Source organism: Castellaniella sp. GW247-6E4 (genome assembly GCF_040276065.1).
In the GTDB taxonomy this organism is placed as follows: domain Bacteria; phylum Pseudomonadota; class Gammaproteobacteria; order Burkholderiales; family Burkholderiaceae_B; genus Castellaniella.
Genome location: NZ_JBELOI010000001.1, coordinates 392,011 through 414,193, shown reverse-complemented (window position 1 = coordinate 414,193; position 22,183 = coordinate 392,011). Strand labels below are relative to the sequence as shown.

Here is a 22,183-nt window from a genome sequence, read left to right as displayed (position 1 = left end):
CTTATTGCCTGGGATAGGAGCCAAGGATCTTGAAGAACGCGGCCTGCTGCTTGAGCTCGGAGAGCGCTTGGCTGACCGCCTCATCGTCGCGATGGCCCAGCAGATCAACATAGAAATAATATTCCCACTGCCCGGTGCGCGCGGGGCGCGATTCGAAGCGCGTCATGGATACTCCATGGGCCGCCAGGGGCGCAAGCATCTCGTAGACCGCGCCGGCGCGGTTGGGCACCGCGAGAACGACGCTGGTCTTGTCGCGGCCGGTGGCGCCGGCGTCGGCCGCGCCGATCGCCAGGAACCGCGTCTGGTTCTGCGGATCGTCCTGGATGCCCGAGACAACGACGCTCAGTCCCCACGCGGCGGCGGCGGCCTCGCCGGCGATCGCCGCGCGCGTCGGATCCTCGGCCGCCAGGCGCGCCGCCTCGGCATTGCTGGCCACCGGCAGGCGTTCGAGCTCGGGGTGGTTGCGGCTGAGCCAGGCCTGGCACTGGGCCAGGGCCTGGGGGTGGCCCAGCACCTGGCGCACGCCCTCGAGCCCGCCGGTGAGTGTCATGAGATTGTGGTGGATGCGGATCGTGCGCTCGCCCAGGACCTTGAGCGAGGAGTTCAGCAGCAGATCGAGGCTGCGATTGACCGCCCCCTCGGTCGAGTTCTCCACGGGCACCATACCGACGTCGGCCTGCCCGGCCTCGACCGCGCGAAAGACCTCGTCAAAGGACTCGCAGCGCAGGCCGCTGACCGCGTGGCCGAAATGCTCGAAGGCCGCCTGTTCGGAAAACGAGCCCTGCGGCCCCAGGTACGCCACGGTCAGGGTGCTTTCGAGCCCACGACAGGCCGAAATGACCTGATTCCAGACGGCCTGAACCGCCTCGGCGGGAATCGGACCGGGATTGAGCCCTTGCAGGCGGCGCACGATCAGGGCCTCGCGCTCGGGCTTGAGGACCGGCCCGTCCGCGTCGAACGCCTTCTTGACCTCGCCAACCTCGAGGGCGGCACGCGCCCGGTCGTTGAGCAGGCCGAGAATCTGCTCGTCGAGCGCGTCGATGCGCGCCCGCAGGGGCTCGAGCCGAGCAAGCAGCGCCTTATCCATGACGCCTCTCGAAGTCACGCAGAAAATCAATCAGGGCCAGCACGCCCTCGATCGGCATGGCGTTGTAGATCGAGGCCCGCATCCCGCCGACGCTTTTGTGGCCCTTGAGCGACAGCAGCCCCGCCGCTTCGGATTCGGTCAAAAAGACGGCATTCAGCCCGTCGTCGCCCAGTACGAACGGCACATTCATGCGCGAACGACAGGCGGGATGGACACGGTTGCGGTAGAACGCCGAACCGTCGAGATATCCGTAGAGTGCGCTGGCTTTGCGGTCGCTGGCCGCATCCATCGCCGCCACCCCGCCTTGGCGCAGCAGCCACTTGAACACCAGGCCCGCAATGTAGAGCGCGTAGGTCGGCGGCGTGTTGAACATCGATTGCGCACTCGCGACATTCGCATAGTCGAACACCGAGGGACAGACCGGCAGGGCATGGCCCAGCAGGTCCTTGCGCACGAAGGCCAGGGTGACGCCGGCCGGCCCCGCATTCTTTTGGGCACCGCCATAGACCAGGCCCACCCGCGAGAAATCGATGGTGCGCGACAGAATATCCGAGGACATGTCCACGGCCAGGGGCACATCCGGCGCGCCCAGTGCGGCCAGGTCCGGCAGTTCGGCCAGCTCGACCCCTCCGATCGTTTCGTTGGCGCAGACGTGCAGATAGGCCGCATCCGGACGCACGCGCCACTGCGCGGTCGGCGGCAACCAGCACCAGGGATCGTAGTCCCGCCCATCGATCCTCGCGGCATCCTCGGCGGTGGCGGCCACCGCGATATCGCCGTAGCGGCGGGCCTCATTCCAGGATTTGCGCGCCCAGTGGCCAGTCAGCACGTAGTCCGCCCGGCCCAGACCAGCCCTGCCGATCAGGTTCAGGGGGACGATGGCGTTCTGGGCCGATCCGCCCCCCTGCATGAACAGGACCTCGAAATCGTCGGGCACCGCCAGCAGGGTCCGCAGATCGGCCTCGGCCTCATCGCGGATGCGGGTATAGTGCCGGCCGCGATGGCTCATTTCCATCACCGACATGCCACTGCCCTGCCAATCGGCCATCTCGGCGGCCGCTTGCTGCAGGACCTCGAGGGGCAGGGTCGAAGGACCCGCCGCGAAATTCCACGGGCGCATCACGCATCATCCTCATCGTCCGCGGCCCGGTCCGGCGCCTGGCCGGTGCCGTCCACGCCGTCGGCGTCGGGCTCGCGCCCCACGTCTTCATCCGCCTCGGCCTCGTCGGCGTCGCTCTCGACGACCCGGCGCACGCCCGAGAGCAGGCTGTCCTCATCCACATTGATCAGGGTGACACCTTGCGTCGCCCGACCCATCTCGCGGATTTCCGACACGCGCGTGCGCACCAGCACGCCGGCCGTGGTGATGAGCATGATCTCGTCCTCTGGACGCACCAGCACCGCGCTGACCACCTTGCCGTTGCGCGCCGAGGTCTGGATGGCGATCATGCCCTTGGTGCCCCGGCCATGGCGCGTGTACTCGACGATCGAGGTGCGCTTGCCATAGCCGTTCTCGGTCGCGGTCAGCACGCTCTGGGTCTCGTCCTCGGCAACGAGCAACGCAATCACCGTCTGCCCGTCCTCCAGCATCATGCCACGCACGCCGCGCGCGGCGCGGCCCATGGGACGCACGTCGTTCTCATCGAAGCGCACGGCCTTGCCCGCATCCGAAAACAGCATCACGTCGTGCGCGCCATCGGTCAGTTCGGCACCGATCAGGAAGTCGCCCTCGTCCAGCCCCACGGCAATGATCCCCGCCTTGCGCGGATTCGAGAAATCCGAGAGCGGCGTCTTTTTCACCGTCCCCCGCGACGTTGCCATGAAGACGTACTGGTCCTCGCTGAAGGCTTTGACCGACAGCACGACGGTGATGGTTTCCCCATCGACCAGCGGGAACATGTTCACGATGGGCCGTCCGCGCGAGTTGCGCGAACCCTGCGGCACCTCCCAGACCTTGAGCCAGTACACGCGGCCACGATCCGAGAAGCACAGCAGGTAGTCGTGCGTATTGGCGATGAACAACTGGTCGATCCAGTCGTCTTCCTTGGTGGCGGCCGCCTGCTTGCCGCGGCCGCCGCGTTTCTGTGCGCGGTACTCGGACAGCGGCTGACTCTTGATGTAGCCGCTGCGCGACAAGGTCACCACCATGTCGGTCGGGGTGATGAGGTCCTCGGTCTCGAGCTCGGTGGCGTTGTATTCGATCTCTGAGCGGCGCTGATCCCGCACCGCGGTCGAGAACTCGGCACGGATTGCCTGCAACTCGTCGCCGATGATGCTGGTGACGCGCTCGGGACGCGCCAGCACGTCGAGCAGATCGGCGATCGCGTCCATGATCTCGCGGTACTCGCCCACGATCTTGTCCTGCTCGAGCCCCGTCAGGCGCTGCAAACGCATGTTCAGGATTTCCTGCGCCTGAACCTCGCTCAAACGGTACAGGCCGTCGGCCTGCAATCCGAAATGGGCCTCCAGCCCCTCGGGCCGATAGGCCGCGCGCCCGCCCGAGGCGACGTTCTCGTCGGCGCGCACCAGCATCTCGCGCACCAGGGAGGAATCCCAGCTACGGTCCATCAGGGCCTGGCGAGCGACGGGCGGCGTGGGCGCCGCCTTGATGATGGCAATGAAATCGTCGATATTGGCCAGCGCCACCGCCAGGCCTTCCAGCACGTGGCCGCGCTCGCGGGCCTTGCGCAACTGGAATATGACGCGCCGGGTCACGACCTCGCGCCGATGCAACAGGAAATACTCGACCATCTGCTTCAGGTTCAGCAGGCGGGGCTGGCCGTCGACCAGCGCCACCATGTTCATGCCGAAGGTTTCCTGCAGCTGGGTATTCTTATAGAGGTTGTTCAGGATAACCTCGGGCACCTCGCCGCGCTTCAACTCGATCACCAGGCGCATGCCGTCCTTGTCGGACTCGTCGCGGATGTCGGAAATCCCCTCGATTTTTTTCTCGTTCACCAGTTCGGCGATACGCTCCTGGAGGGATTTCTTGTTGACCTGATAGGGAATGGCATCGACTACGATCGCCTGGCGGTTGCCGCGTTCCAAGTCCTCGAAATGTGCCTTGGCGCGCATCACCACCCGGCCGCGGCCGGTGCGGTAACCCTCGCGCACCCCGCTCATCCCATAGATGATCCCGCCAGTGGGAAAATCGGGTGCCGGGATGCGCTCGATCAGTTCGTCGATCGAGCAGTCGGGATTGTGCAGGCAATACAGGCAGCCATCGACCACTTCGGACAGATTGTGCGGCGGGATATTGGTCGCCATGCCGACCGCGATCCCGGCACTGCCGTTGACCAGCAGATTGGGCAGGCGCGAGGGCAGCAGCAGGGGTTCCTGTTCGCTGCCGTCATAGTTGGGGCCGAAATCCACCGTTTCCTGATCGATATCGGCCAGCAGCTCGTGGGCGATCTTGGCGAGGCGAATCTCGGTGTAACGCATGGCCGCGGCATTGTCGCCATCGATCGACCCGAAGTTGCCCTGCCCGTCGACCAGCATGTAACGCAGGGAAAAATCCTGGGCCATGCGCACGATGGTGTCATACACGGCGGTGTCGCCATGGGGGTGGTATTTACCGATGACATCCCCGACAATGCGGGCGGACTTCTTGTAAGCGCGGTTCCAGTCATTGTTCAACTCGTGCATGGCGAACAGCACTCGCCGGTGAACGGGCTTGAGGCCGTCGCGCACGTCGGGAAGCGCACGCCCCACGATCACGCTCATCGCATAATCGAGATAACTGCGGCGCATTTCATCTTCGAGCGAGATGGGTAGCGTCTCTTTCGCAAAGGAGTCCATGGTGTATCCGAGACCTTCAGGCGTAAATAAGTACCGATGACGGGCCAATCGTAAATTCTAGCATTGACGCGCCCCCCTCTCCCCAGCGACGGCCCCAGGGGGTCCACGGCCCGCCGATCCGGCCCGCCCCCCAAGGTCGTTGCGAAAACCCCACAACAATCCGCCCATGAGAGGGGAAATTCCCTGATCTGGGCCTCTAGGCCCGCCATGACTTAACCCACGACAGAAAAATGCCTTAAGATTTCGGCTAACACGCATAAAACCCAGCGCAAATTCTGAGTATCCAGCCAGGACATTGCTATACTGGACGCGTTTATCGATATGCGGCGGGGGTTCGCTGCGGTCACTTTCAAGCATCATGCTCAAACGAGGAGAAACATGAACAAACCCTCCAAAATCGCTATGGGACTCGCCATCGCCGCCATGTCGGTCGTCGGCTCGGCTTCTGCCAGCGACAACTGGACGAACGTTGACGGTAACGTCTGGAAAGATGCTAGCGGCCAAAACTGCTGGCGCGATGCGTTCTGGACTCCGGCCACCGCCGCCAACGCTGAGTGCGGCCTGCCCGTCGCCCAGTCCCCCGTGGTCGCCCCGACCGCCAGCAAGGTCGTCCTGAACGCCGACACCTTCTTCGACTTTGACAAGGCCACCATCAAGCCCGAAGGCCGTCAGGTTCTGGATCAGGTCGCCTCGCAAGCCTCGTCGATCAACCTGGAAACCGTGATCGCCACCGGCCATACCGACTCGATCGGCAGCGAAGCCTACAACCAGGGCCTGTCCGAGCGCCGCGCCAATTCGGTCAAGCAATACTTGATCAGCAAGGGCGTGCCCGCCGACCGCATCTACGCTGAAGGCAAGGGCGAACTCAGCCCCGTCGCCTCCAACAAGACGCGTGAAGGCCGCGCCCAAAACCGTCGCGTGGAAATCGAGATCGTCGGCACCCGCAAGTAATCCTTGCCGGCTGCCGTACCCGCCGAGCCGCTGGCCCGGCGGGTACAATAAGGGCTCCGTTATACGGAGCCCTTATTTTTGGAGCGCCCTTCCATGCAGACCGCCAACGCCGATCAGGCCGAACTCGACAAATTCAGCGCCCTGGCCTCGACCTGGTGGGACCCCAACGGCGCCTTAAAGACCCTGCACGACATCAACCCCCTGCGCCTGGACTGGATCCGCGAACAGGCCGGCGGGCTGGACGGCCTGCGCGTCCTGGACGTGGGCTGCGGCGCCGGCCTGCTGGCAGAGGCGATGGCCGCCGAAGGCGCCACGGTCACCGGCATCGATCTGGCCAGCGAATCCTTGCAGGTCGCGCGGCTGCACGGCCTCGAGACCGGGATCAAGGCGGACTACCGGCAGATCAGCGCCGAGGCGCACGCCGCCGAGCATCCGGGACAATACGACTTGGTGACCTGCATGGAGCTCCTCGAGCACGTCCCCGACCCGGCCTCGATCGTACAGGCCTGCGGCACCCTTGCGCGCCCAGGCGGGCTGGTCTGCTTCTCGACCTTGAATCGCAACCCCAAGGCGTTCATGCTGGCCATCGTCGGCGCCGAATACCTCCTGCGCATGCTGCCACGCGGCACCCACAGCTACGAACACTTCATCAAGCCCAGCGAGCTGGCCGCCGCCGCCCGCGCGGCCGGACTCGAGCCCGCCACCCTGGCTGGCCTGGAATACAACCCCCTCGCCCGGCACTACCGGATCACGCGCGACACCAGCGTAAACTACATGATGGCCGCCAGACGCGCGGATTGATCACCATGGAAAATCTTGTCCTGTTTGATTTCGACGGCACACTGGCCGACACCGCGCCAGACCTGGCCGCGGCCGCCAACAAGCAGCGTGCCCATCGCGGACTACCGCCCCTGCCCTACGAGGCCCTGCGGCCGCACGCCTCGCACGGCGCGCGCGGCCTGCTGGGCGCGGCTCTGGGCCTGCGCCCCGGGGATCCCGGCTACGAGGACTGCCGCCAACGTTTCCTCAGCGACTACGCCGAAGCCATCGTCGTGCACACGCAGCTGTTTCCCGGCGTGCCCGAATTGCTCGACGAGCTTGCCCGGCATCACTATGCCTGGGGCATTGTGACCAACAAAGTCGAATACCTCGCCCTGCCGATCATCCGCCACCTTGGGCTCGACTCCCGCTGCGTGGTCACCGTCGGCGGGGACACCACCCCCCACATCAAGCCACACCCCGAACCTTTGCTGCACGCCGCCCGGCAGGCGGGCTACGCGCCCGCCCAATGCATCTACATCGGCGACGACGAGCGCGATGTCCTGGCTGGCAAGGCGGCCGGCATGGCCACCGTCGCGGCCGCCTACGGTTACTGCTCGCTCGAGGACCCCGCCACCTGGCGCGCCGACGCCATCGCCCGACAGGCGCCGGATCTCTGGCCCATCATCCAGCGTTGGTCGACCCCCACGGCCCAGACGGCGCGGACGTGACACCACGACAGGCGGCCACGGACGTCTCCGATGCCGGCACCGCGGCCCTGGCCCCCAGTGGCCGCCTGCGCGTGGCGATCAATGTCGGCAACCCCATCCTGGCCCGCCTCGACCCCGCCACCGGCCTGCCGGCCGGCGTATCCGTGGACCTGGCCCGCAGGCTCGCGACGCGGCTTGGCACCGCCCTTGAACTGGTGGTCTACGACGCAGCGGGTAAATCTGTCGAGGGCGTGGCCAGCGGCGAGGCGGATTGTGGTTTTTTCGCAATCGATCCCAACAGGGGCGAAACCATCGCCTTCACGGCCCCCTACGTGCTGATCGAGGGCTGCTACCTCGTCCGCACAGACTCCCCCATTCAGGACAATAGCGAGGTCGACCAGGCAGGGCATACCGTGGTCGTCGGCAAAGGTAGCGCCTATGACCTCTTTCTGACCCGCACACTCGGTCATGCCTCAATCCTCCGCGCGCCCACATCCCCGGCGGTGGTGGGCACATTCATGGAATCCGACGCCGACGTGGCGGCAGGTGTGCGCCAGCAACTCGAAATGGACGCCCGGCGGCTAGGCGGCGGCCTGCGACTGTTGGACGGCCGTTTCATGGTCATCCGGCAGGCCATGGGCACAGCCCGCGACCGAGGCCCGAAGGCGGCGGCCTGGCTCGCCGGTTTTGTAGAGGATGCCAAGGCCGACGGCTTTGTCGCCGAGGCGCTCGCACGCCACGGCATCCAAGGAGCATCCGTGGCACCCGCCGCCTGAAGGCGGTTGTCCAACCGGCCTTTCGGCAGCTTCTATTTCATTATCTGAAAAATAACGGTAAAATGGCGTGTCTGGGGCCGACATGGCTTCGACGTGGGTCACAAAGCAAGATAGTGCATACCGAGCACCAGTTCGCTCGTAAATCCACTGGAAAACTACAAACGCCAACGACGAGCGTTTCGCTCTGGCCGCTTAAGCGGTGAGCCGCTGCACCGACTGGTCCCTGGGTCGGGTGGGGTCAAACCCACTGCAGCGTCATCTACAGGGAATCGGATTTGATCAGGTCACTGGACCAAATCTTAAATCAGTGTGAATCGCCGAAGAAGGGCCTGTCGTCCGGCATGATCCGAGGTTAAATCTAAAATTGGCCGACTAAGTATGTAGAGCTGCTTGTGGAGGGCTTGCGGACGGGGGTTCAATTCCCCCCGGCTCCACCAGAACACCTTCCGATAAGTACCTTGAAACCCGTATGAACACTACGTTCTGCGGGTTTTTTCTTGCCCGCAAGGTTCGCCAGCGTCCGCTAACGGCCCCGATGGAGAGCCGGTACCCTCAAGGTCATTGCTCGCGATTACATCCATGCCACGCATAGCGCCGACCATTATTGATGAAGCCAGACCTTCACTGATGAAACGACCAGAATTACCGCCAGAGCTGGCAGCAGTATGCTGGGCTGGACGACCCCCAGCAACTGATCGCCGATAGCCGCGCCAACAATTGATCCCACAGCCATCGCGAAGACAAAGGATTTGTGGGTCCGCAAGATGCTAAAGGATCGATCCTGGCTGTAGCTCGCGAAACCGACAATCATGGTGGGCAAGCTGATCGCCAACGACAGCGAACCGGCCAGCTTGATATCCACGCCAAACAGCAATCCCAGCGTGGGTATCAGCAACTCTCCGCCGGCCACGCCCATGATAGAGGCCACCATACCGATGCCAGAACCCGCTATTACGCCAACCACAAGTTGAGCGGCACCAGTCAGCATCGGACTATGTGTGGCCCGATCGTGGCCGAGTATCAGCACAATGGCGATCATTACGAGCAAGACCGCCAGAACTTGGCGCAGCATGCGCCCGTGTAATGACCCAGCGGAACCTGCACAGGTTAGGCGGCTAATGCGAAGGCCTCAGCCGGGGTTTTCATGTTCAGTGCCTGGTGCGGGCGTCGGTGATTGTAAAAGCGGATCCAGTCGCCGATGACGCGGCAGCCACATCTCAGGATTCTAAAATACGTTGGGGTAATGCCGAGACGCCGAAAACATCCAGCGGGGAAACACCACGCAAAGCCAGGTAGGGGGCTATTTGTAAAAAAACTTCCAAGCCTAATGGATAGTGCGGCGTTCCTCACAAGCGTTTACATCGGCGTAAAGCAAGCAGCATGAGAGTGACTGGGGGCGGAGGGAATGCCAAGCACACTGATGACCCAGCGTCCGTATGTGCTTGTGATGATTATCCACGATAAAACAGTAATTTTTTGTAATCCCGCCTGACTGCGATGCAAAATCAACCTCTAATAAGTGTGGATCGCCCACAGGGTCAGAGCGAGTTATGGGCGCCACACGATCTGCTGGACGACCCGCAGGCCATAGGGGGGCAGGCGGTTGCCCGGGCTGCATCTGGTCCGACTGAGATCCAAGTCCACAGAGTGATTTGTTATACTATGGAAGCCGCTAGGCGTCGACTTTCCTAAGGACGTTTGGGTCGGCTTCGGGGGACGGCAAGTGACATGACGAGCGAAAAGCCAGTACGCTTCGGGTTCTTGTTGCTGCCCAGTTTTACACTGACGGCATTTTCCGGGATGCTGGACGTATTGCGCCTGGCCAGTGACGAGGGGGATCGCAGCCGACCGGTACGCTGCGACTGGCAGATCATCGGCGAATCGCTAGCGCCCGTCTGCTCTAGCAGCAGTATCGAAGTCACGCCATCGGCGTGCTTGGGGGACCCGACTCGCTTTGACTACCTGGTGGTGGTGGGCGGCCTGCTGCAGCGTCCACCCACCAGCCAGACGATCCTGAATTTCATACGATCTGCCGCGTCCTCTGGCGTCACCATCGTGGGCCTATGCACCGGGGCCTTTACGCTGATGCAAGCCGGCATTCTGGACGGCTACCGCATCTGTATCCACTGGTTCCACTATTGGGATTTCCTCGAGCATTTTCCCAATGCCGATCCGGCAAAGATCGTGGCTGACCGCCTCTATGTGATCGACCAGCGCCGCATCACCTGTTCCGGGGGGCGGGCCACGATCGACCTCGCCGCCGAGATTTTAACCCACCACATCAGCCCATCCATCGTGCAAAAGGCGGTGCGGATCCTGCAGGTTGACGATGTCCAGCGCAGGAATGCGGCTCAGTCGCTCCCCCCGGGCATACCCCCACCGACCCATCCAGTCGTACGCCGCGCTGTGCTGCTCATGGAGCAACACATCAGCCAAGGACTCAGCTTGGACGAGCTGACCAGCAAATTAGGGGTTTCAGGACGCCAACTGGAGCGACTCTTCAAGGAAACCATGGGTCAAAGCCCTCAAAGCTACGCGCGCGGCGTGCGCTTGCGTCTCGCAGCCTGGATGCTGACGAATACCGATAAAGCCATTTCCGCCATCGCGATGGATTGCGGTTTCTCGGGTGCATCGCATTTCGGACGGATATTTCGTTCGACCTTCCACATGCCACCCAGCGCATGGCGCGAACGGGCTCGGTCCACTGATGCCTTGGCACAGGCGTCGGAGGCGCTGCCTGACCCCATTAGCGAAGTCTTCCCCGATCGCCGGGAGTTCTATTGAGCGTCTCGCGACGCCTGGGGAACCCCGCTAAGCCGCGCTCAAATACAGCACGCGCTCGACGACGGGCCGGATGCGTTTGCCGACGAACGCCTCAGCCTAACAACCCTTGCATAGCCCGACTCTAGATGGAAAGTGGGCGACGAGCGCGGTATCAGCGCCATATTCCCCTATTGGCGCCGCTGCGCCTGGAGCCCCCAACGCCGCGGTTTTTCCCTGCAAAATCTCGGTAAAGAATTTCACATTATCGGCGATATACATTGTCATATCGTCCGGCACATCTTCATCAAAGAAAATGGCATCCTCCGGACAGGCCGGCACACAGGCTCCGCAGTCGATGCACTCGTCCGGTTGAATGTACAGGGCCCGGGCTCCCCAATATATGCAATCAACGGGACACTCTTTTACACACTCCTGGTGTATGCAATCGATGCACGTTTCGGTTATCACATGTGGCATTTTCCAACGTTCCCAATACAGGTATTTTCCATCAGGGCCAAGATCGCGGCATGGCACGTCACGGGCGCAGACACCCGAGACACACCATGTATGCTTATCCGTCCATTCAAAAGCAGGCGGCCCTCTTTCGAGGACCAACCTGGATGCCTTGCCTACTTCAACAGTACATTTACCGGTGAAACCGAATGATACATTTCGCCGGCCCACTTTGGCTTTGCCCCTTTGGGGTCGAACTCGATCGAGGCGGCTTCCGCCAACAGGCCTTTGATCATTTCGGCGGCCTCCACGCGGCCGACGTAACGGCCCACGCAATACCCCGCGCCAAAGCCAAATGCAAAGTGCGTATTTTGCTCCCTGTTCGGCACAAAGCTATGCGGGCACTCCCACTTCTCTTCGCTCCTGTTCGTCAGTGGTGTGATCACGTAGATCCCATCGCCTTTCTTCATCTTGGTGCCGTTCAGGTCAACGTCCTTGAGTACCGTCCTGCGAATCGTTCTGAACGGCGTGAGATAGCGCAAACCTTCCTCGACATAATCCTGCACCAGGTTCGAATCCTTGCGAAGCTTTGCCTGTAAATCCTGGTCACGCACCAGTATGTACAGCAAGCCTCTCGACAAGGGCTTCGTCTCATTGTCCATGCAGCTCCAGCAGTAAGTCATGATATCTTTTTCACCCCAATCCGGAAAAACAGAGGGGCCTTCCTGCCAGAACTTGCTGATCAGATCGTCGCGCGGGTTGTCGCGCCGATCCCTTATAGTGGGCATGACCAGTTCTTCCACCGCGGCTAGTGCTTTCATGCCATCCTGGGCGATCTTGCTGTTCAGCGAAATACCCTCCCCAGAGTGCAATGCCTCTTTCCAGACGGCCCGTATTTGCATTTGATGATTTAGTTCCTGCATGAAGGCATCACTGGAAGTGTCGATCCCGAGGAAAGTACAGCCCACATGCAAAGGCACCGTATCGGCGTATTCCACTGACAGCTCGGCGGATCCCCGCGCCACCAATGCCGCACCGATCTGTTTCGCCTTTTCAAAAGCCATGGGGCGGATTTTTTCCGCAAAGTCCTCACCCGTCAACTTCATATGCAGGGTATGCAGGCGTCGGTGATCCCGCCCCGATAGATTCAACAAATGCCTGCCCCAAAACTCATCGGCACCTTCCCGGTCTGGAACGTCACGCCAGAAGGTATCGGCTTCCTTAAGTACGCGAAACCCCTCATCGTAGCCAGTAACGATCCAGGCATTCCTATCTGAATTCCAATATACCGGCTCGGATTCCAACCATCGAACAAAACCCGCTTCGATTTCCTTGCTCAACTCGTTATCGGTTGCTATTGCTGTTCCTGTGCTCATCTCATCCTCTTTCTTAAGATAGGTTTAACCTAGCCAGGCGCTAAAAACTCACCTCGATTTTCCATCATCAAACTTCGCAGTGCACCATGTAAATATTAAAGATCCTTCGCATAGATTTATATCCGACCTAAAAACCACCACAAGCGCTATGAAAAAATTCAGCGATTTCTCATCAGTGTAGTCAGCACGGCGATTCATGCCGGCACATTCGCGACGATTCGATAGCATGTTCGAGCCATCTCAGGCTGGTAAGCCCACCCTCACGTGCTCGCCCGCATATTGCTCGGCGGCTCGATACCCGCCGCCATCGTAGACATCGCACGGCATACGTCACATAGGGTATTGACCAAGGTTTCGAATTTCATCGCCGACACGGTAATGGGGGGCAGGTTTGCCTGATACTCCACCACGATTGGATAATGCTTCACCGTTGCTCCAACCTGTTTCCCAAGCTCCATCAACCTCATCATGCACGTCCCCGCAGCCCGCTCCGAAATATGAAAACCAAGGCTCAGTTCATCGGCCCCGGTGGCAACAACTCCCACATGAAGATCCCACATCCGCCAGGGCTCAAATGTAAACGCGAGAAAACGGAACCCGGCCTTCCTTTCGCGGAAAACCACCGCCTCCGGATCCATTCCTTCTTCATAATCCTCGCCGATATGTGCCGAGACCCCTGTGATTTCCCCGCCCAGCCTCTCGAGCACCTCTGCGCCAAGCGTGCGGCGCAGGCTTTCATCGTTCACCAGCTCTTCCTGGATTTTCGCTTCAACTGCTTCGTGGCGAGTCCCCATCACAAGTTCCTCCAATATCCGACATGCAGCGACAGCCGGCGAACATCTGAAATCACACCTCAGAGGTAAACAAAGCGCGCCAGCTCATGGTCATTAAAATTTTCCCGTGTCGCCACCGCCGTATCGTCATATACAATTTCGCCTTCCCGCATGACCATGATGCGGTCGGCCACTTTGAAAACCAAATCGAAATTCTGCTCCACGATCAGCATCGTCGCGCCCTGCTCCTTGAGCCGGCTGCAGATCGAACCGATCTCGGCAACGAACTGCGGCGACAAGCCTCCGGACGGTTCGTCGAGCAACAGCAGTTTGGGTTGGCCCATCATGCTTCTACCGATGGCGACCATGCGACGCTCCCCGCCCGACAAGGTGCCGACCTTTTGGCTGCGGCGCTCCGCCAGTCTAGGAAAGGACTTGAATACGGCGTCGAGCGCGCCCCTCCCCGTCTCCGCTCGGCCGCGCGCGCATGTCGCCCCCAAACGCAGGTTGTCCTCCACCGACATATCCAGGAACAAGTCCATGAACTGCGAGACCTGAATGACGCCCAGGCCCGCCACCTGATCCGGGCGCCGCCCGATCAAGGACGCCTGCTCGAACAGGATGCTCCCGGCCGTCGGTTTGATGAAACCACTGATCACGTTCAGCAGGGTTGTTTTCCCAGCGCCATTGGCGCCGAGCAAGCCCACGACCTCAGCGCTTTGGACTGAAAACGAAATACCGCGATTGACTGGATTTTCTCCGTAGCCCGCATCCAGGCCTTTAATCGATAAAATATTCTCATACGTAGCCAAGATACGCCTCCGCAACCGTTCGATCTTCTCTTATCTCCGTCGGTGAGCCGGAGGCGAGGAGCTTGCCGCCGTTGAGCACGATGATTTTGTCGGAGCCTTTCAGAACCATTTCCATGGTGTGCTCGATCATAAGAACACCGATGCCTTTATCGACGGCAATACTGCGAATCGCCTCGAGCACCTTTGCGCGCACCGGCGGGCTGAGCCCCACTGCAGGTTCGTCCAGCATCAACAACCGCGCTCCAGTGCTCCAGGCTCGCGCAATTTCGATCAGCCGCTGCTCTCCCCCCGACAATTGGCCCACCGGCACGTTTTCCGGCACGTCGATTTCAAATTCAGCCAGCAATTCCCGGGCGCGAGCGATTGCCGCATGCTCCTGCTCGCGCGCCTTGCGCTTGCCCAGCAGTGTCCCAAAAAAACCACTGTTGATTTCCGTATGCAATCCAATCAATATATTTTCAATGGCTGTGAGCTGCCTGAATAACCCGCCGTTTTGAAAAGTTCTCCTGATCGCGCATCCTGTAATTTCCAGGGGCGTGAGATGGCTGATCTCCCGCCCATTCAAACGGATGGAACCTTCCCGTATCTGTACATTCCTGGTGATGGCATTGAACAGCGTCGTCTTGCCGGCCCCATTGGGGCCGATAATGGATGTGACCTGGCCGCTTTCAGCCGTGAACGACACTTTCTCGACCGCCCTCAAACCGCCAAACTGTATCGACACGTTCTCCACTTCAAGCAGCGCCGTCATACAGGCTCCTTATAGAAATACGCATACCGTTTGGAACCTCGGCCACCCCAAAGACTAATGAGCCCCCGCGGCAAAAACAGGAGGACGAGAATCATGACCGTGCTTGTGACAACCTCGGCGGTCCCCGGATACGCACTCAACAAGTCAGGCACGATGCCCAGCACGATGGCACCCAAAACCGATCCGCCGATGCTCCCCAAGCCTCCCACCATGACCATCGCGAACTGGTTGATGAGAGCACCCATATCAAACATATCGGGAATCACGCGACCCACGGTGATTGCGCTCAATCCGCCACCGACCGCGGTGACACATCCGCTCCAGCAAAAGGTGAAGATCACGTAACGTGGCACAGAGATCCCCAGCGACGTCGCCGCAACCGCGCTATCCCGTATGGCCACGATCGCGCGCCCGAACTTCGAGCGCAAAAGCACGAGTGTCAGCCAGATCATCAGCGCACCAATACCTACGAAAAGGTAGTACTGATTGAATGCCGTGGTCATTTCGAAGCCAAGGAAGGTCGAACCAGGCACGTCGATTCCGTTGGCTCCCTGCGTGACCGGCCCCCCGTAGATATACGCCCAGCGCAGGAGCTCTCCAAACGCGAGCGTGATGATGGCCAGATAGAGTCCGCGTATTCCCCTCAGCGCCGGCAGACTCACGATGAGCCCACCGATCGCCCCCGCTAATGCGCTTGCCACCAGGGCCAACTCGAGCGGTAGGTGGAGGATTCCCAGAACGATTGCCGTTGCATACGCGCCGATGCCGAAAAACGCCACATTGGCAAACGCGAGCTGACCCAAATAGCCGAGGGCGATATTGAAGCCCACGATCGCAATCGCCGTAACGACGATCCTGTTCACCACATACTGCGTATATTCCCCAAGAAACAATGGCAAAGCCAGTAGTGCGAACAAGCCAATAAATGTCCAGGCTCGGCGATGGGACCCACCGAAAGAAGACTTTCGCCCATCAACTTGCCCCTCGCGATGTTGTGTCGCATCAACTTTCACAGCAGGCTCCTCTAAATGCGTGTTCCATCATCAGATACCGCCTCGCTCACACGCGCTCTACGATGCGCTGCCCAAGCAACCCCGTCGGGCGCACGACCAATACAATGATGATGATCAAGTATGGAACGATCTCTATGAGAGCCGTATCGATATAGGCCCCCGCCACGTTCTGTAGGATCCCCACCAATAGCCCCCCGATCACCGCACCCCACAGGTTTCCGAATCCCCCCAACGCCATGCTGGCAAAAGCCATGAGCAAAAGGCCTCGGCCCATATCAGGGTAAAGCTGGGTCAGCGGGGCCAGCAACACCCCGCCTACGGCGCCGATCGCGAGCCCCGCCCCCCATAAGCCCGCTTGATAGCGTCTGACGCTGATGCCGACCAGGGCGGCCCCCGTCGGGGACTGATAGACCGCCTGGATCTTGCGGCCCAGCCATGTCTTGTTCAATAAAATGAAGAATGCAAGCGTGAGCACCAACGCCACCGAGGCGATCAAAAGACTGGATCCCGTAATGATCACGTCTCCGATGATGATCGGCTTGAGGTGATAGGGCAGCCGCAAGGCGACCACGTCGCGACCATAGATGATATTGGCGATGCTGTTTAACAAAAAACCGATCGCGATGGTCATCATGATCTGGCCAAGGTGCGATCCCTTGGTAGTTGTTTCAATGAAATAGATGTGAATCACCAGCCCCAGGACACACAGTAGCGTCGTGCTTATCAATAGCGCGAGCAAGAACGGGAAACCAGCCGAGACCGTAAATGCAAAGACCAGAAAAGCGCCCGCCATGATGAAGTCGCCATGTCCAAAGTTCACTATCGTCGTACCGCGATAAATGATCGTCATGGACAAAGCAACCAAGGCATAGATGGCGCCCTGTGCCGCACCGCTGATAATGAGTTGCGCTAGCATGAGGTTGTTCCTAATCCAGATTGCAGAAATGATGGCCGGGACACCGCCCGAGTGCCGCAAGGCTGCGTGGGAGGCAGCAATTTAAGAAATCAGGAGGGAAGCGTCGTCGGGCCGCCTCACGGCGACCGGCGATGCCATTGCCCACGCACCCGGCAATGGCCGCCGCTACGCCGCAAAACGAGCGCCCTGATATTACGGACCGCGTACGAACGGCTCAGGCAGCCAAGTCCGTACCCTGCCCCCTTATTTTGCGGCCAATGGCTTTTGCCAGGATGCATAGAAAACGGCATTTCCGGCATCATCGTAGCAAGCCACGGCTGACTGCTTGACGCCTTGGTGGTCCTCCGGCGTGAAGGTGATTTTGCCGGCCAGGATGCCAGTGTCAAAATCCCTCAGCTTTTCCAGCTCAGCAATGAATTTTTCCCGCGTGAGCTCTGGCCCCGCGGCCTCCATGGCCTTGACCGCGGCGACGGCGCCACCCATACCGAGATACGTGTACGTCGTTATGGATTCTTTGGGATAAGTCGCCTGGAAGATCTTATTCCAGGGCTCCAATGCGGGGGATCCGATTGGCGCAATCATCGCATCCAGACCGCAGTAGGGCCGCATGATGTCCAAACTCTGGACCCTGGCCAGCAAGTCCACGATATTGGTTGCGAAACCGCCGATTACCGGTATGTTGATCCCCAGATCATGCATCTCACGCAGCATGATGGCGGTCTCAACCGCATACAGGTTCGCGATGATGAAAGTGGCATTGGCCTCTTTGATTTTAAGCAATTGTGGAACCGCCGTCGTCGCTCCGCGCGCCATCGTCAAATCCACGACAGGCTTGGTATTATATTTTTTCTCCAGGTACGCGACTTCCGGATCGTGATAGCTCTTGCCCCATTCATCATTGAACGAAATAACGGCAATCCGATGCGGTTCGGGGGCGGACATGGCAAAATCCACCTGAGTATTGCCTGCATCGACGCTCGTGGGCACCGTATGGAAAACGTACGGCGTCACAGGACTCGAAATATCCGGGTTCACCGCCTGCGCAACGAGAAACGGCGTTTTATTGGTCAAGACCAGCGGTTTCACCGCGAGCCCGACCCCGCTGCAACCGATGCCATTGATGAAAAAGACTTTATCATCGAAAATAAGCTTCTTGAACGCCGAGATCCCCTGCGCCTCATTGCAAGCCGTGTCGATCTCGATCGGCTCCAGTTTTCTTCCGTGAATTCCGCCCTTCGCATTGATGGAGTGATAGTACGCGGAAATACCGTGTTCAACGGCGCCAAACGGCGCATTGAAGCCCGTAAAAGCACCCGGCACGCCGATCTTGATAGTGTCTGCGGTGATTCCCGTCGTATCGGCCGCGTACGCAGTGGCCAAAGGCAAGGCCAACGACAAGGCGGCGAACTGGCAAGCCAGCTTGAAATACTTTGATTTGCTCATTTTTGTCTCCTTCCACGTCCAGCAGCCATCCCCCGCAATTACGCCAGTCAATCAGGCCGTCTCTCTGGCGGCTTCCGTTGATTTGCTGAGAAAGGCAAACGTGTTGCACAGTAAAAACTACATTTCAACGCCGCCACCACAGACGGCGCCACCGACCTCCCAAAACACTGGTACCACGCCTTGCCGTTTTGCCATTGCGCGTGACGCACGCCTTCCGGCAAGCCCCAAAGCCTCCGGAAATTCTCTCTGTCCTATTCAGCAGCTCGGCTCGTCAAACCCGGTTGCGGGATCCTTGCGAGCGGTCAAGCTGGGCATCGGCAGTCCGAATCAGCGGTATCTCAGGACATGGTAGCCGGGGCCCCGGAAAATGCTTATGTGATTTCGACGGATATGTTGCACAATTCCGCCATACCGGCATTCGAAAGAGTGATCCCCTCGAAAACCCTAGGTTGCCTCTCGTGGCCACCACGGCGGACAGGGAGGTTCCCGCCGGCCACTGCGTCACCCCGCAGCGGCGGCACTCCATCGAGCGATGCGGCCATCATCGAAAAGCGGATGGGCCGCTGGGTGCCCTCCCTCAGGATGCCGAATCACCCTCGCCCGCCAGCTCGGCCTTGTAGGCGAAGGCGACGAATATCGAATGGGCCAGCGCCATGGAGCTGACCAGGGAGCGGAAGCCGAGGGTGGGACGCTCTTTAATCAGAATCAGGTGCGCCGCCAATTGCGCATACGGACTCATTTGACTGTCCGTGATGGCGACAATGGCGACGCCCTGCTCGGCCGCAAAGCGCGCGATGTCCAGGGTTTCCTCAGCGTAGGGCTCGTAGCTGAATAGCAGCAGGATGTCGTCTTTCGCCATGCGCCGGATCTGGCTCCGGTACATTCCGCCGGTATTGGTGATCTGCACCGCATCAGAGCGGATGTGCTGCAGCGCGTAGGTCAGATACGAGGCGACGGGATAGCTGCGCCGCATGCCGGCGATCCAGATCTTGTCGGACCCGATCAACCGATCGACCACGGCGTCGATCTCTTTGAGGCTGGGCTCCGAGCCCAAAGAGACCAATTCCTCGATGGAGCGCTGCGTCGATTGCTGAATGATTTCATCGCTGCCGAATACCGTTTGCCGGGTGCCGATGACTTGGCGGATCCGGTCCCGGTAGGGGTTTTCGAGCTCGACCCTGCGGCTGAGCCTTGCCTTGAAGACCGCCTGCATCTCGGAGAAGCCCTTGAAGCCAAAGTGGTGTGCGAACCGGATGATGGCGGAGGGCTGGACATCGCATCGCTCGGCGATGTCCTTGATCTTGTAGAGGCCGACGTACTCGTGGTTTCTCTCGATGAATACAGCGATTTTGGCGAGTTGCCGGCTAAGGTTCGGGTACTCGGCGGATATCGTCTGCAGCAAGGTCTCGACATTGCCCGCGCCGCGCGCATCCTCGTCGGTCGTCGTGTTCCGGAGGGCCTTCTTCGCCATTGCAATCCCGCCTGCCTGAAGTGATCGGTTTCGCCGCCGCGCACGGAAACACGAGGCGCGGACACGGCCACCCGTGATCGGGGAGCGGTTCCGATTGTATCGTCCTATTGGAAAATATTTTCTAAGTACTTACACTAATGGAAAAAAATTTCTATAATCACTACAGTCTGATTTCCCGGCGGCTTGCTCCGCGCGCCTGGGCGCAACAGGCGGAACCGCCGGCCCCCAGCACCTCCCCGATCCAGGACCAGGGTTAATGAACTACAGTTTCGATTTCGCAAGCCTCCTGCCGCACTGGCACGCCTTTCTGGGAGGATTGTGGCTGACGACGCAACTATCGTTTTCGACGACTATCCTGGGTTTCGTGTTCGGGACGCTGCTGGCCATCGGCCTGGACACCCGGGGCTGGGTCGCGGTGCCCTGCCGCATCTATGTCGAGCTGATCCGCAACACGCCCCTGCTGGTCCAGTTGTTCGTCGTGTTTTTCGTATTTCCCAGCCTCGGGTGGAAAATCTCCGCCATGAGCGCCGCCGTGATCGCTCTGGGTGTGAACCTGGCGGCCTACGCCAGCGAGGTGATCCGGGCGGGCATCCAGTCCGTGCATCATGGGCAGATCGAGGCGGCCGAATGCCTGGGCCTGAACAAGGCCCAGATCTACTGGCACGTCATCCTGATGCCCGCCATCGAGAAAGTCTATCCAGCCCTCTGCGGCCAGTTCGTGCTCCTGATGCTGGCGTCCTCCCTGACCTCGCAGATTTCAGTCAATGAACTGACCGGGATCGCCGGCCAGATACAGTCCGAGACTTTCCGCTCGTTCGAGACCTATACCGTCATCGCCGGCCTCTATCTGTTGCTGGCCTTCAGCATGCGGCTCGGCCTGTGGCTGCTGGGCATGTTGATCTTCACCCGCCGCCGCAGGCTGGGTTCTTCGATTTCGATCTAGGCGGCCGCGATGGACATGTTCACACAGACGCATCTAGAAATCATCCTCCAGGGGGCCGGCTGGACGGTGCTGCTATCGTGCATCGCCATGATCGGAGGCGGCGCCCTCGGGCTGCTGATCGCCCTATGCAACATCTCCAAGAGCCGGGCCCTGCGCCTGCTCTCGGGCGCCTACATCCAGTTGGTCCAAGGCACGCCGCTGCTGGTGATCATGTTCCTGTCGTTCTTCGGCCTGTCGATCGTCGGCTGGAATCTGCCGGCGATCGTGGCCGCCTCGCTGTCACTGTCGCTGTACACCGGGGCACACCTGGGCGAGATCTGGCGCGGCTGCATCCAGTCCGTCCCCAAGAGCCAGTGGGAGGCCGCCGAGTGCCTGGCGCTCAGCCGCTACACCCGCATGCGGCAGGTGATCCTGCCCCAGGCCCTACGGATCGCGACCCCGCCCACGGTGGGCTTCATTGTCCAGTTGGTCAAGAACTCCTCGTTGGCCTCGGTGATCGGTTTCGTCGAACTAGTGCGCGCGGGGCAGTTGGTGAACAACACTATTTTCGAGCCCGGGATCATCTACTTCCTGGTCGCGGCGCTTTACTTTCTCACGTGCTACCCGCTTTCAGTGTTCAGCAGAAAGCTAGAGAGGAAACTACATGTCGGCCGTCGTTGAGCTGCAGGATGTACATAAGAAATTCGGCAACAACCGGGTCCTGAACGGCGTCTCGTTCTCGGTCGAAAAGGGCCAGGTCGTCGCCATCATCGGCCAAAGCGGCTCGGGCAAGAGCACCGCGCTGCGCTGCATCGACCGCCTCGAAACCATAGACCAGGGGCGGATCGTCGCCTGCGGCCATGTGGTCAGCGACCCGCAGGTCGACCTGCTCGAGCTGCGCAAGGACATCGGCATCGTATTCCAGGGGTACAACCTGTTTCCCCATCTGACGGTCCTGCGCAACATCACGCTGGCCCTCACCTCGGTCAAGAAAATGAGCCGAGCGCAAGCCAACGAAGTGGCCGGCGAGGTCCTGGACCAGGTGGGCCTGCGCGCCAAGATCGACGCCTACCCCGAGGAACTCTCGGGTGGACAGCAGCAGCGCGTGGCGATCGCGCGTTCGCTGGCCATGCATCCCGGCCTCATGCTGTTCGACGAGGTGACCTCGGCGCTGGATCCGCAATTGACGGGCGAAGTCCTCAGAGTCATGGAGGGGCTCGCGAAGAATGGAATGACCATGATCATGGTGACCCATGAAATGGCGTTCGCGCAAAAGATCGCGGACACCATCATCTTCATGCACCAGGGCAAGGTCTGGGAAATCGGCGGGCGAACGCTTTTGCAATCGCCTCAAACAAAAGAGCTGCAGGACTTTATCAGTAACGGGCTCTAATTCTGGAGAGTGGCAC

22 protein-coding genes and 1 other RNA gene are annotated in these 22,183 nt (G+C 60.4%); 9 read left to right on the top strand and 14 right to left on the bottom strand.

From position 1 onward, the window contains the following. Position 1: 1 nt before the first annotated feature. From pheA to gyrA, 3 genes are read right to left on the bottom strand one after another with little or no spacing between them, the layout of a single operon-like run. Positions 2–1,087: a prephenate dehydratase gene (gene pheA / locus ABS761_RS01915; RefSeq protein WP_350406289.1), complete on the bottom strand. Its 1,086-nt coding sequence runs from the start codon at positions 1,085–1,087 to the stop codon at positions 2–4. Continuing rightward, positions 1,080–2,207 (bottom strand): 3-phosphoserine/phosphohydroxythreonine transaminase, encoded by a 1,128-nt coding sequence (serC, locus tag ABS761_RS01910; RefSeq protein ID WP_350406288.1) that lies wholly within the window; start codon positions 2,205–2,207, stop codon positions 1,080–1,082. Before serC ends, pheA begins: the two co-directional genes overlap by 8 nt. Further along, the gene (gene gyrA / locus ABS761_RS01905) at positions 2,207–4,885 is read right to left on the bottom strand and encodes a DNA gyrase subunit A (protein ID WP_350406286.1); all 2,679 of its coding nucleotides are present in this window, start codon (positions 4,883–4,885) and stop codon (positions 2,207–2,209) included. The genes serC and gyrA overlap by 1 nt, the downstream gene beginning before the upstream one ends. A 378-nt stretch (positions 4,886–5,263) precedes the next feature. Here gyrA and ompA point away from each other — a divergent pair, with 378 nt between their 5' ends. From ompA to ssrA, 5 genes are all read left to right on the top strand, one after another. After that, positions 5,264–5,836, top strand: coding sequence for an outer membrane protein OmpA (gene ompA, locus ABS761_RS01900; protein WP_350406285.1), 573 nt, complete (start codon positions 5,264–5,266; stop codon positions 5,834–5,836). A 93-nt stretch (positions 5,837–5,929) separates the two neighbouring features. Beyond that, complete coding sequence (ubiG, locus tag ABS761_RS01895; protein WP_350406283.1) at positions 5,930–6,637, top strand: bifunctional 2-polyprenyl-6-hydroxyphenol methylase/3-demethylubiquinol 3-O-methyltransferase UbiG; 708 nt, start codon at positions 5,930–5,932, stop codon at positions 6,635–6,637. Positions 6,638–6,642: 5 nt separating this feature from the next. After that, positions 6,643–7,326 carry an HAD-IA family hydrolase gene (locus ABS761_RS01890; protein WP_350406282.1) on the top strand — a complete coding sequence of 228 codons (684 nt, stop codon included), beginning with the start codon at positions 6,643–6,645 and terminating at the stop codon, positions 7,324–7,326. Further along, positions 7,323–8,081: a transporter substrate-binding domain-containing protein gene (locus tag ABS761_RS01885; protein WP_350406280.1), complete on the top strand. Its 759-nt coding sequence runs from the start codon at positions 7,323–7,325 to the stop codon at positions 8,079–8,081. The genes ABS761_RS01890 and ABS761_RS01885 overlap by 4 nt, the downstream gene beginning before the upstream one ends. 73 nt (positions 8,082–8,154) lie before the next feature. Further along, positions 8,155–8,518: a transfer-messenger RNA gene (gene ssrA / locus ABS761_RS01880) on the top strand. Between the two features lie 164 nt (positions 8,519–8,682). Here the strand turns inward: ssrA and ABS761_RS01875 are convergent. After that, positions 8,683–9,201 (bottom strand): sulfite exporter TauE/SafE family protein, encoded by a 519-nt coding sequence (locus ABS761_RS01875; protein WP_350406611.1) that lies wholly within the window; start codon positions 9,199–9,201, stop codon positions 8,683–8,685. Further along, positions 9,189–9,431 (bottom strand): integrase core domain-containing protein, encoded by a 243-nt coding sequence (locus ABS761_RS01870; RefSeq protein WP_350406279.1) that lies wholly within the window; start codon positions 9,429–9,431, stop codon positions 9,189–9,191. The genes ABS761_RS01875 and ABS761_RS01870 overlap by 13 nt, the downstream gene beginning before the upstream one ends. Positions 9,432–9,809: 378 nt before the next feature. Here ABS761_RS01870 and ABS761_RS01865 point away from each other — a divergent pair, with 378 nt between their 5' ends. Further along, on the top strand, positions 9,810–10,865 hold the full coding sequence (locus ABS761_RS01865) for a GlxA family transcriptional regulator (protein ID WP_350406278.1): 1,056 nt from the start codon (positions 9,810–9,812) through the stop codon (positions 10,863–10,865). Positions 10,866–10,961: 96 nt separating this feature from the next. On the opposite strand, the gene fdxA is transcribed toward ABS761_RS01865, so the two are convergent. From fdxA to ABS761_RS01820, 9 genes are all read right to left on the bottom strand, one after another. Beyond that, complete coding sequence (gene fdxA / locus ABS761_RS01860; protein ID WP_350406276.1) at positions 10,962–11,321, bottom strand: ferredoxin; 360 nt, start codon at positions 11,319–11,321, stop codon at positions 10,962–10,964. Positions 11,322–11,473: 152 nt separating this feature from the next. Next, positions 11,474–12,673 carry a cytochrome P450 gene (locus ABS761_RS01855; RefSeq protein ID WP_350406275.1) on the bottom strand — a complete coding sequence of 400 codons (1,200 nt, stop codon included), beginning with the start codon at positions 12,671–12,673 and terminating at the stop codon, positions 11,474–11,476. Positions 12,674–12,933: 260 nt separating this feature from the next. Further along, positions 12,934–13,467, bottom strand: a complete 534-nt coding sequence (locus ABS761_RS01850; RefSeq protein ID WP_350406273.1) for a hypothetical protein — start codon at positions 13,465–13,467, stop codon at positions 12,934–12,936. Between the two features lie 59 nt (positions 13,468–13,526). Continuing rightward, positions 13,527–14,258 (bottom strand): ABC transporter ATP-binding protein, encoded by a 732-nt coding sequence (locus ABS761_RS01845; protein WP_350406272.1) that lies wholly within the window; start codon positions 14,256–14,258, stop codon positions 13,527–13,529. Then, positions 14,245–15,009, bottom strand: coding sequence for an ABC transporter ATP-binding protein (locus ABS761_RS01840; protein ID WP_350406271.1), 765 nt, complete (start codon positions 15,007–15,009; stop codon positions 14,245–14,247). The genes ABS761_RS01845 and ABS761_RS01840 overlap by 14 nt, the downstream gene beginning before the upstream one ends. Next, a complete protein-coding gene (locus ABS761_RS01835) occupies positions 15,006–16,022 on the bottom strand; it encodes a branched-chain amino acid ABC transporter permease (RefSeq protein WP_350406270.1) in 1,017 nt (338 codons plus the stop codon). Before ABS761_RS01835 ends, ABS761_RS01840 begins: the two co-directional genes overlap by 4 nt. Positions 16,023–16,068: 46 nt before the next feature. Continuing rightward, positions 16,069–16,938 carry a branched-chain amino acid ABC transporter permease gene (locus ABS761_RS01830; protein ID WP_350406268.1) on the bottom strand — a complete coding sequence of 290 codons (870 nt, stop codon included), beginning with the start codon at positions 16,936–16,938 and terminating at the stop codon, positions 16,069–16,071. A 243-nt stretch (positions 16,939–17,181) separates the two neighbouring features. After that, complete coding sequence (locus ABS761_RS01825; RefSeq protein WP_350406267.1) at positions 17,182–18,381, bottom strand: ABC transporter substrate-binding protein; 1,200 nt, start codon at positions 18,379–18,381, stop codon at positions 17,182–17,184. Positions 18,382–18,958: 577 nt separating this feature from the next. After that, on the bottom strand, positions 18,959–19,852 hold the full coding sequence (locus ABS761_RS01820) for a MurR/RpiR family transcriptional regulator (RefSeq protein ID WP_350406265.1): 894 nt from the start codon (positions 19,850–19,852) through the stop codon (positions 18,959–18,961). Between the two features lie 256 nt (positions 19,853–20,108). Between ABS761_RS01820 and ABS761_RS01815 the strand changes: the two genes are divergently transcribed. From ABS761_RS01815 to ABS761_RS01805, 3 genes are read left to right on the top strand one after another with little or no spacing between them, the layout of a single operon-like run. Beyond that, a complete protein-coding gene (locus ABS761_RS01815; protein ID WP_350406264.1) occupies positions 20,109–20,795 on the top strand; it encodes an amino acid ABC transporter permease in 687 nt (228 codons plus the stop codon). A gap of 9 nt (positions 20,796–20,804) precedes the next feature. Further along, a complete protein-coding gene (locus ABS761_RS01810; RefSeq protein ID WP_350406263.1) occupies positions 20,805–21,455 on the top strand; it encodes an amino acid ABC transporter permease in 651 nt (216 codons plus the stop codon). Continuing rightward, entirely contained in the window at positions 21,439–22,167 is a 729-nt protein-coding gene (locus ABS761_RS01805; RefSeq protein ID WP_350406261.1) for an amino acid ABC transporter ATP-binding protein, read from the top strand. Before ABS761_RS01810 ends, ABS761_RS01805 begins: the two co-directional genes overlap by 17 nt. Positions 22,168–22,183 lie beyond the last annotated feature (16 nt).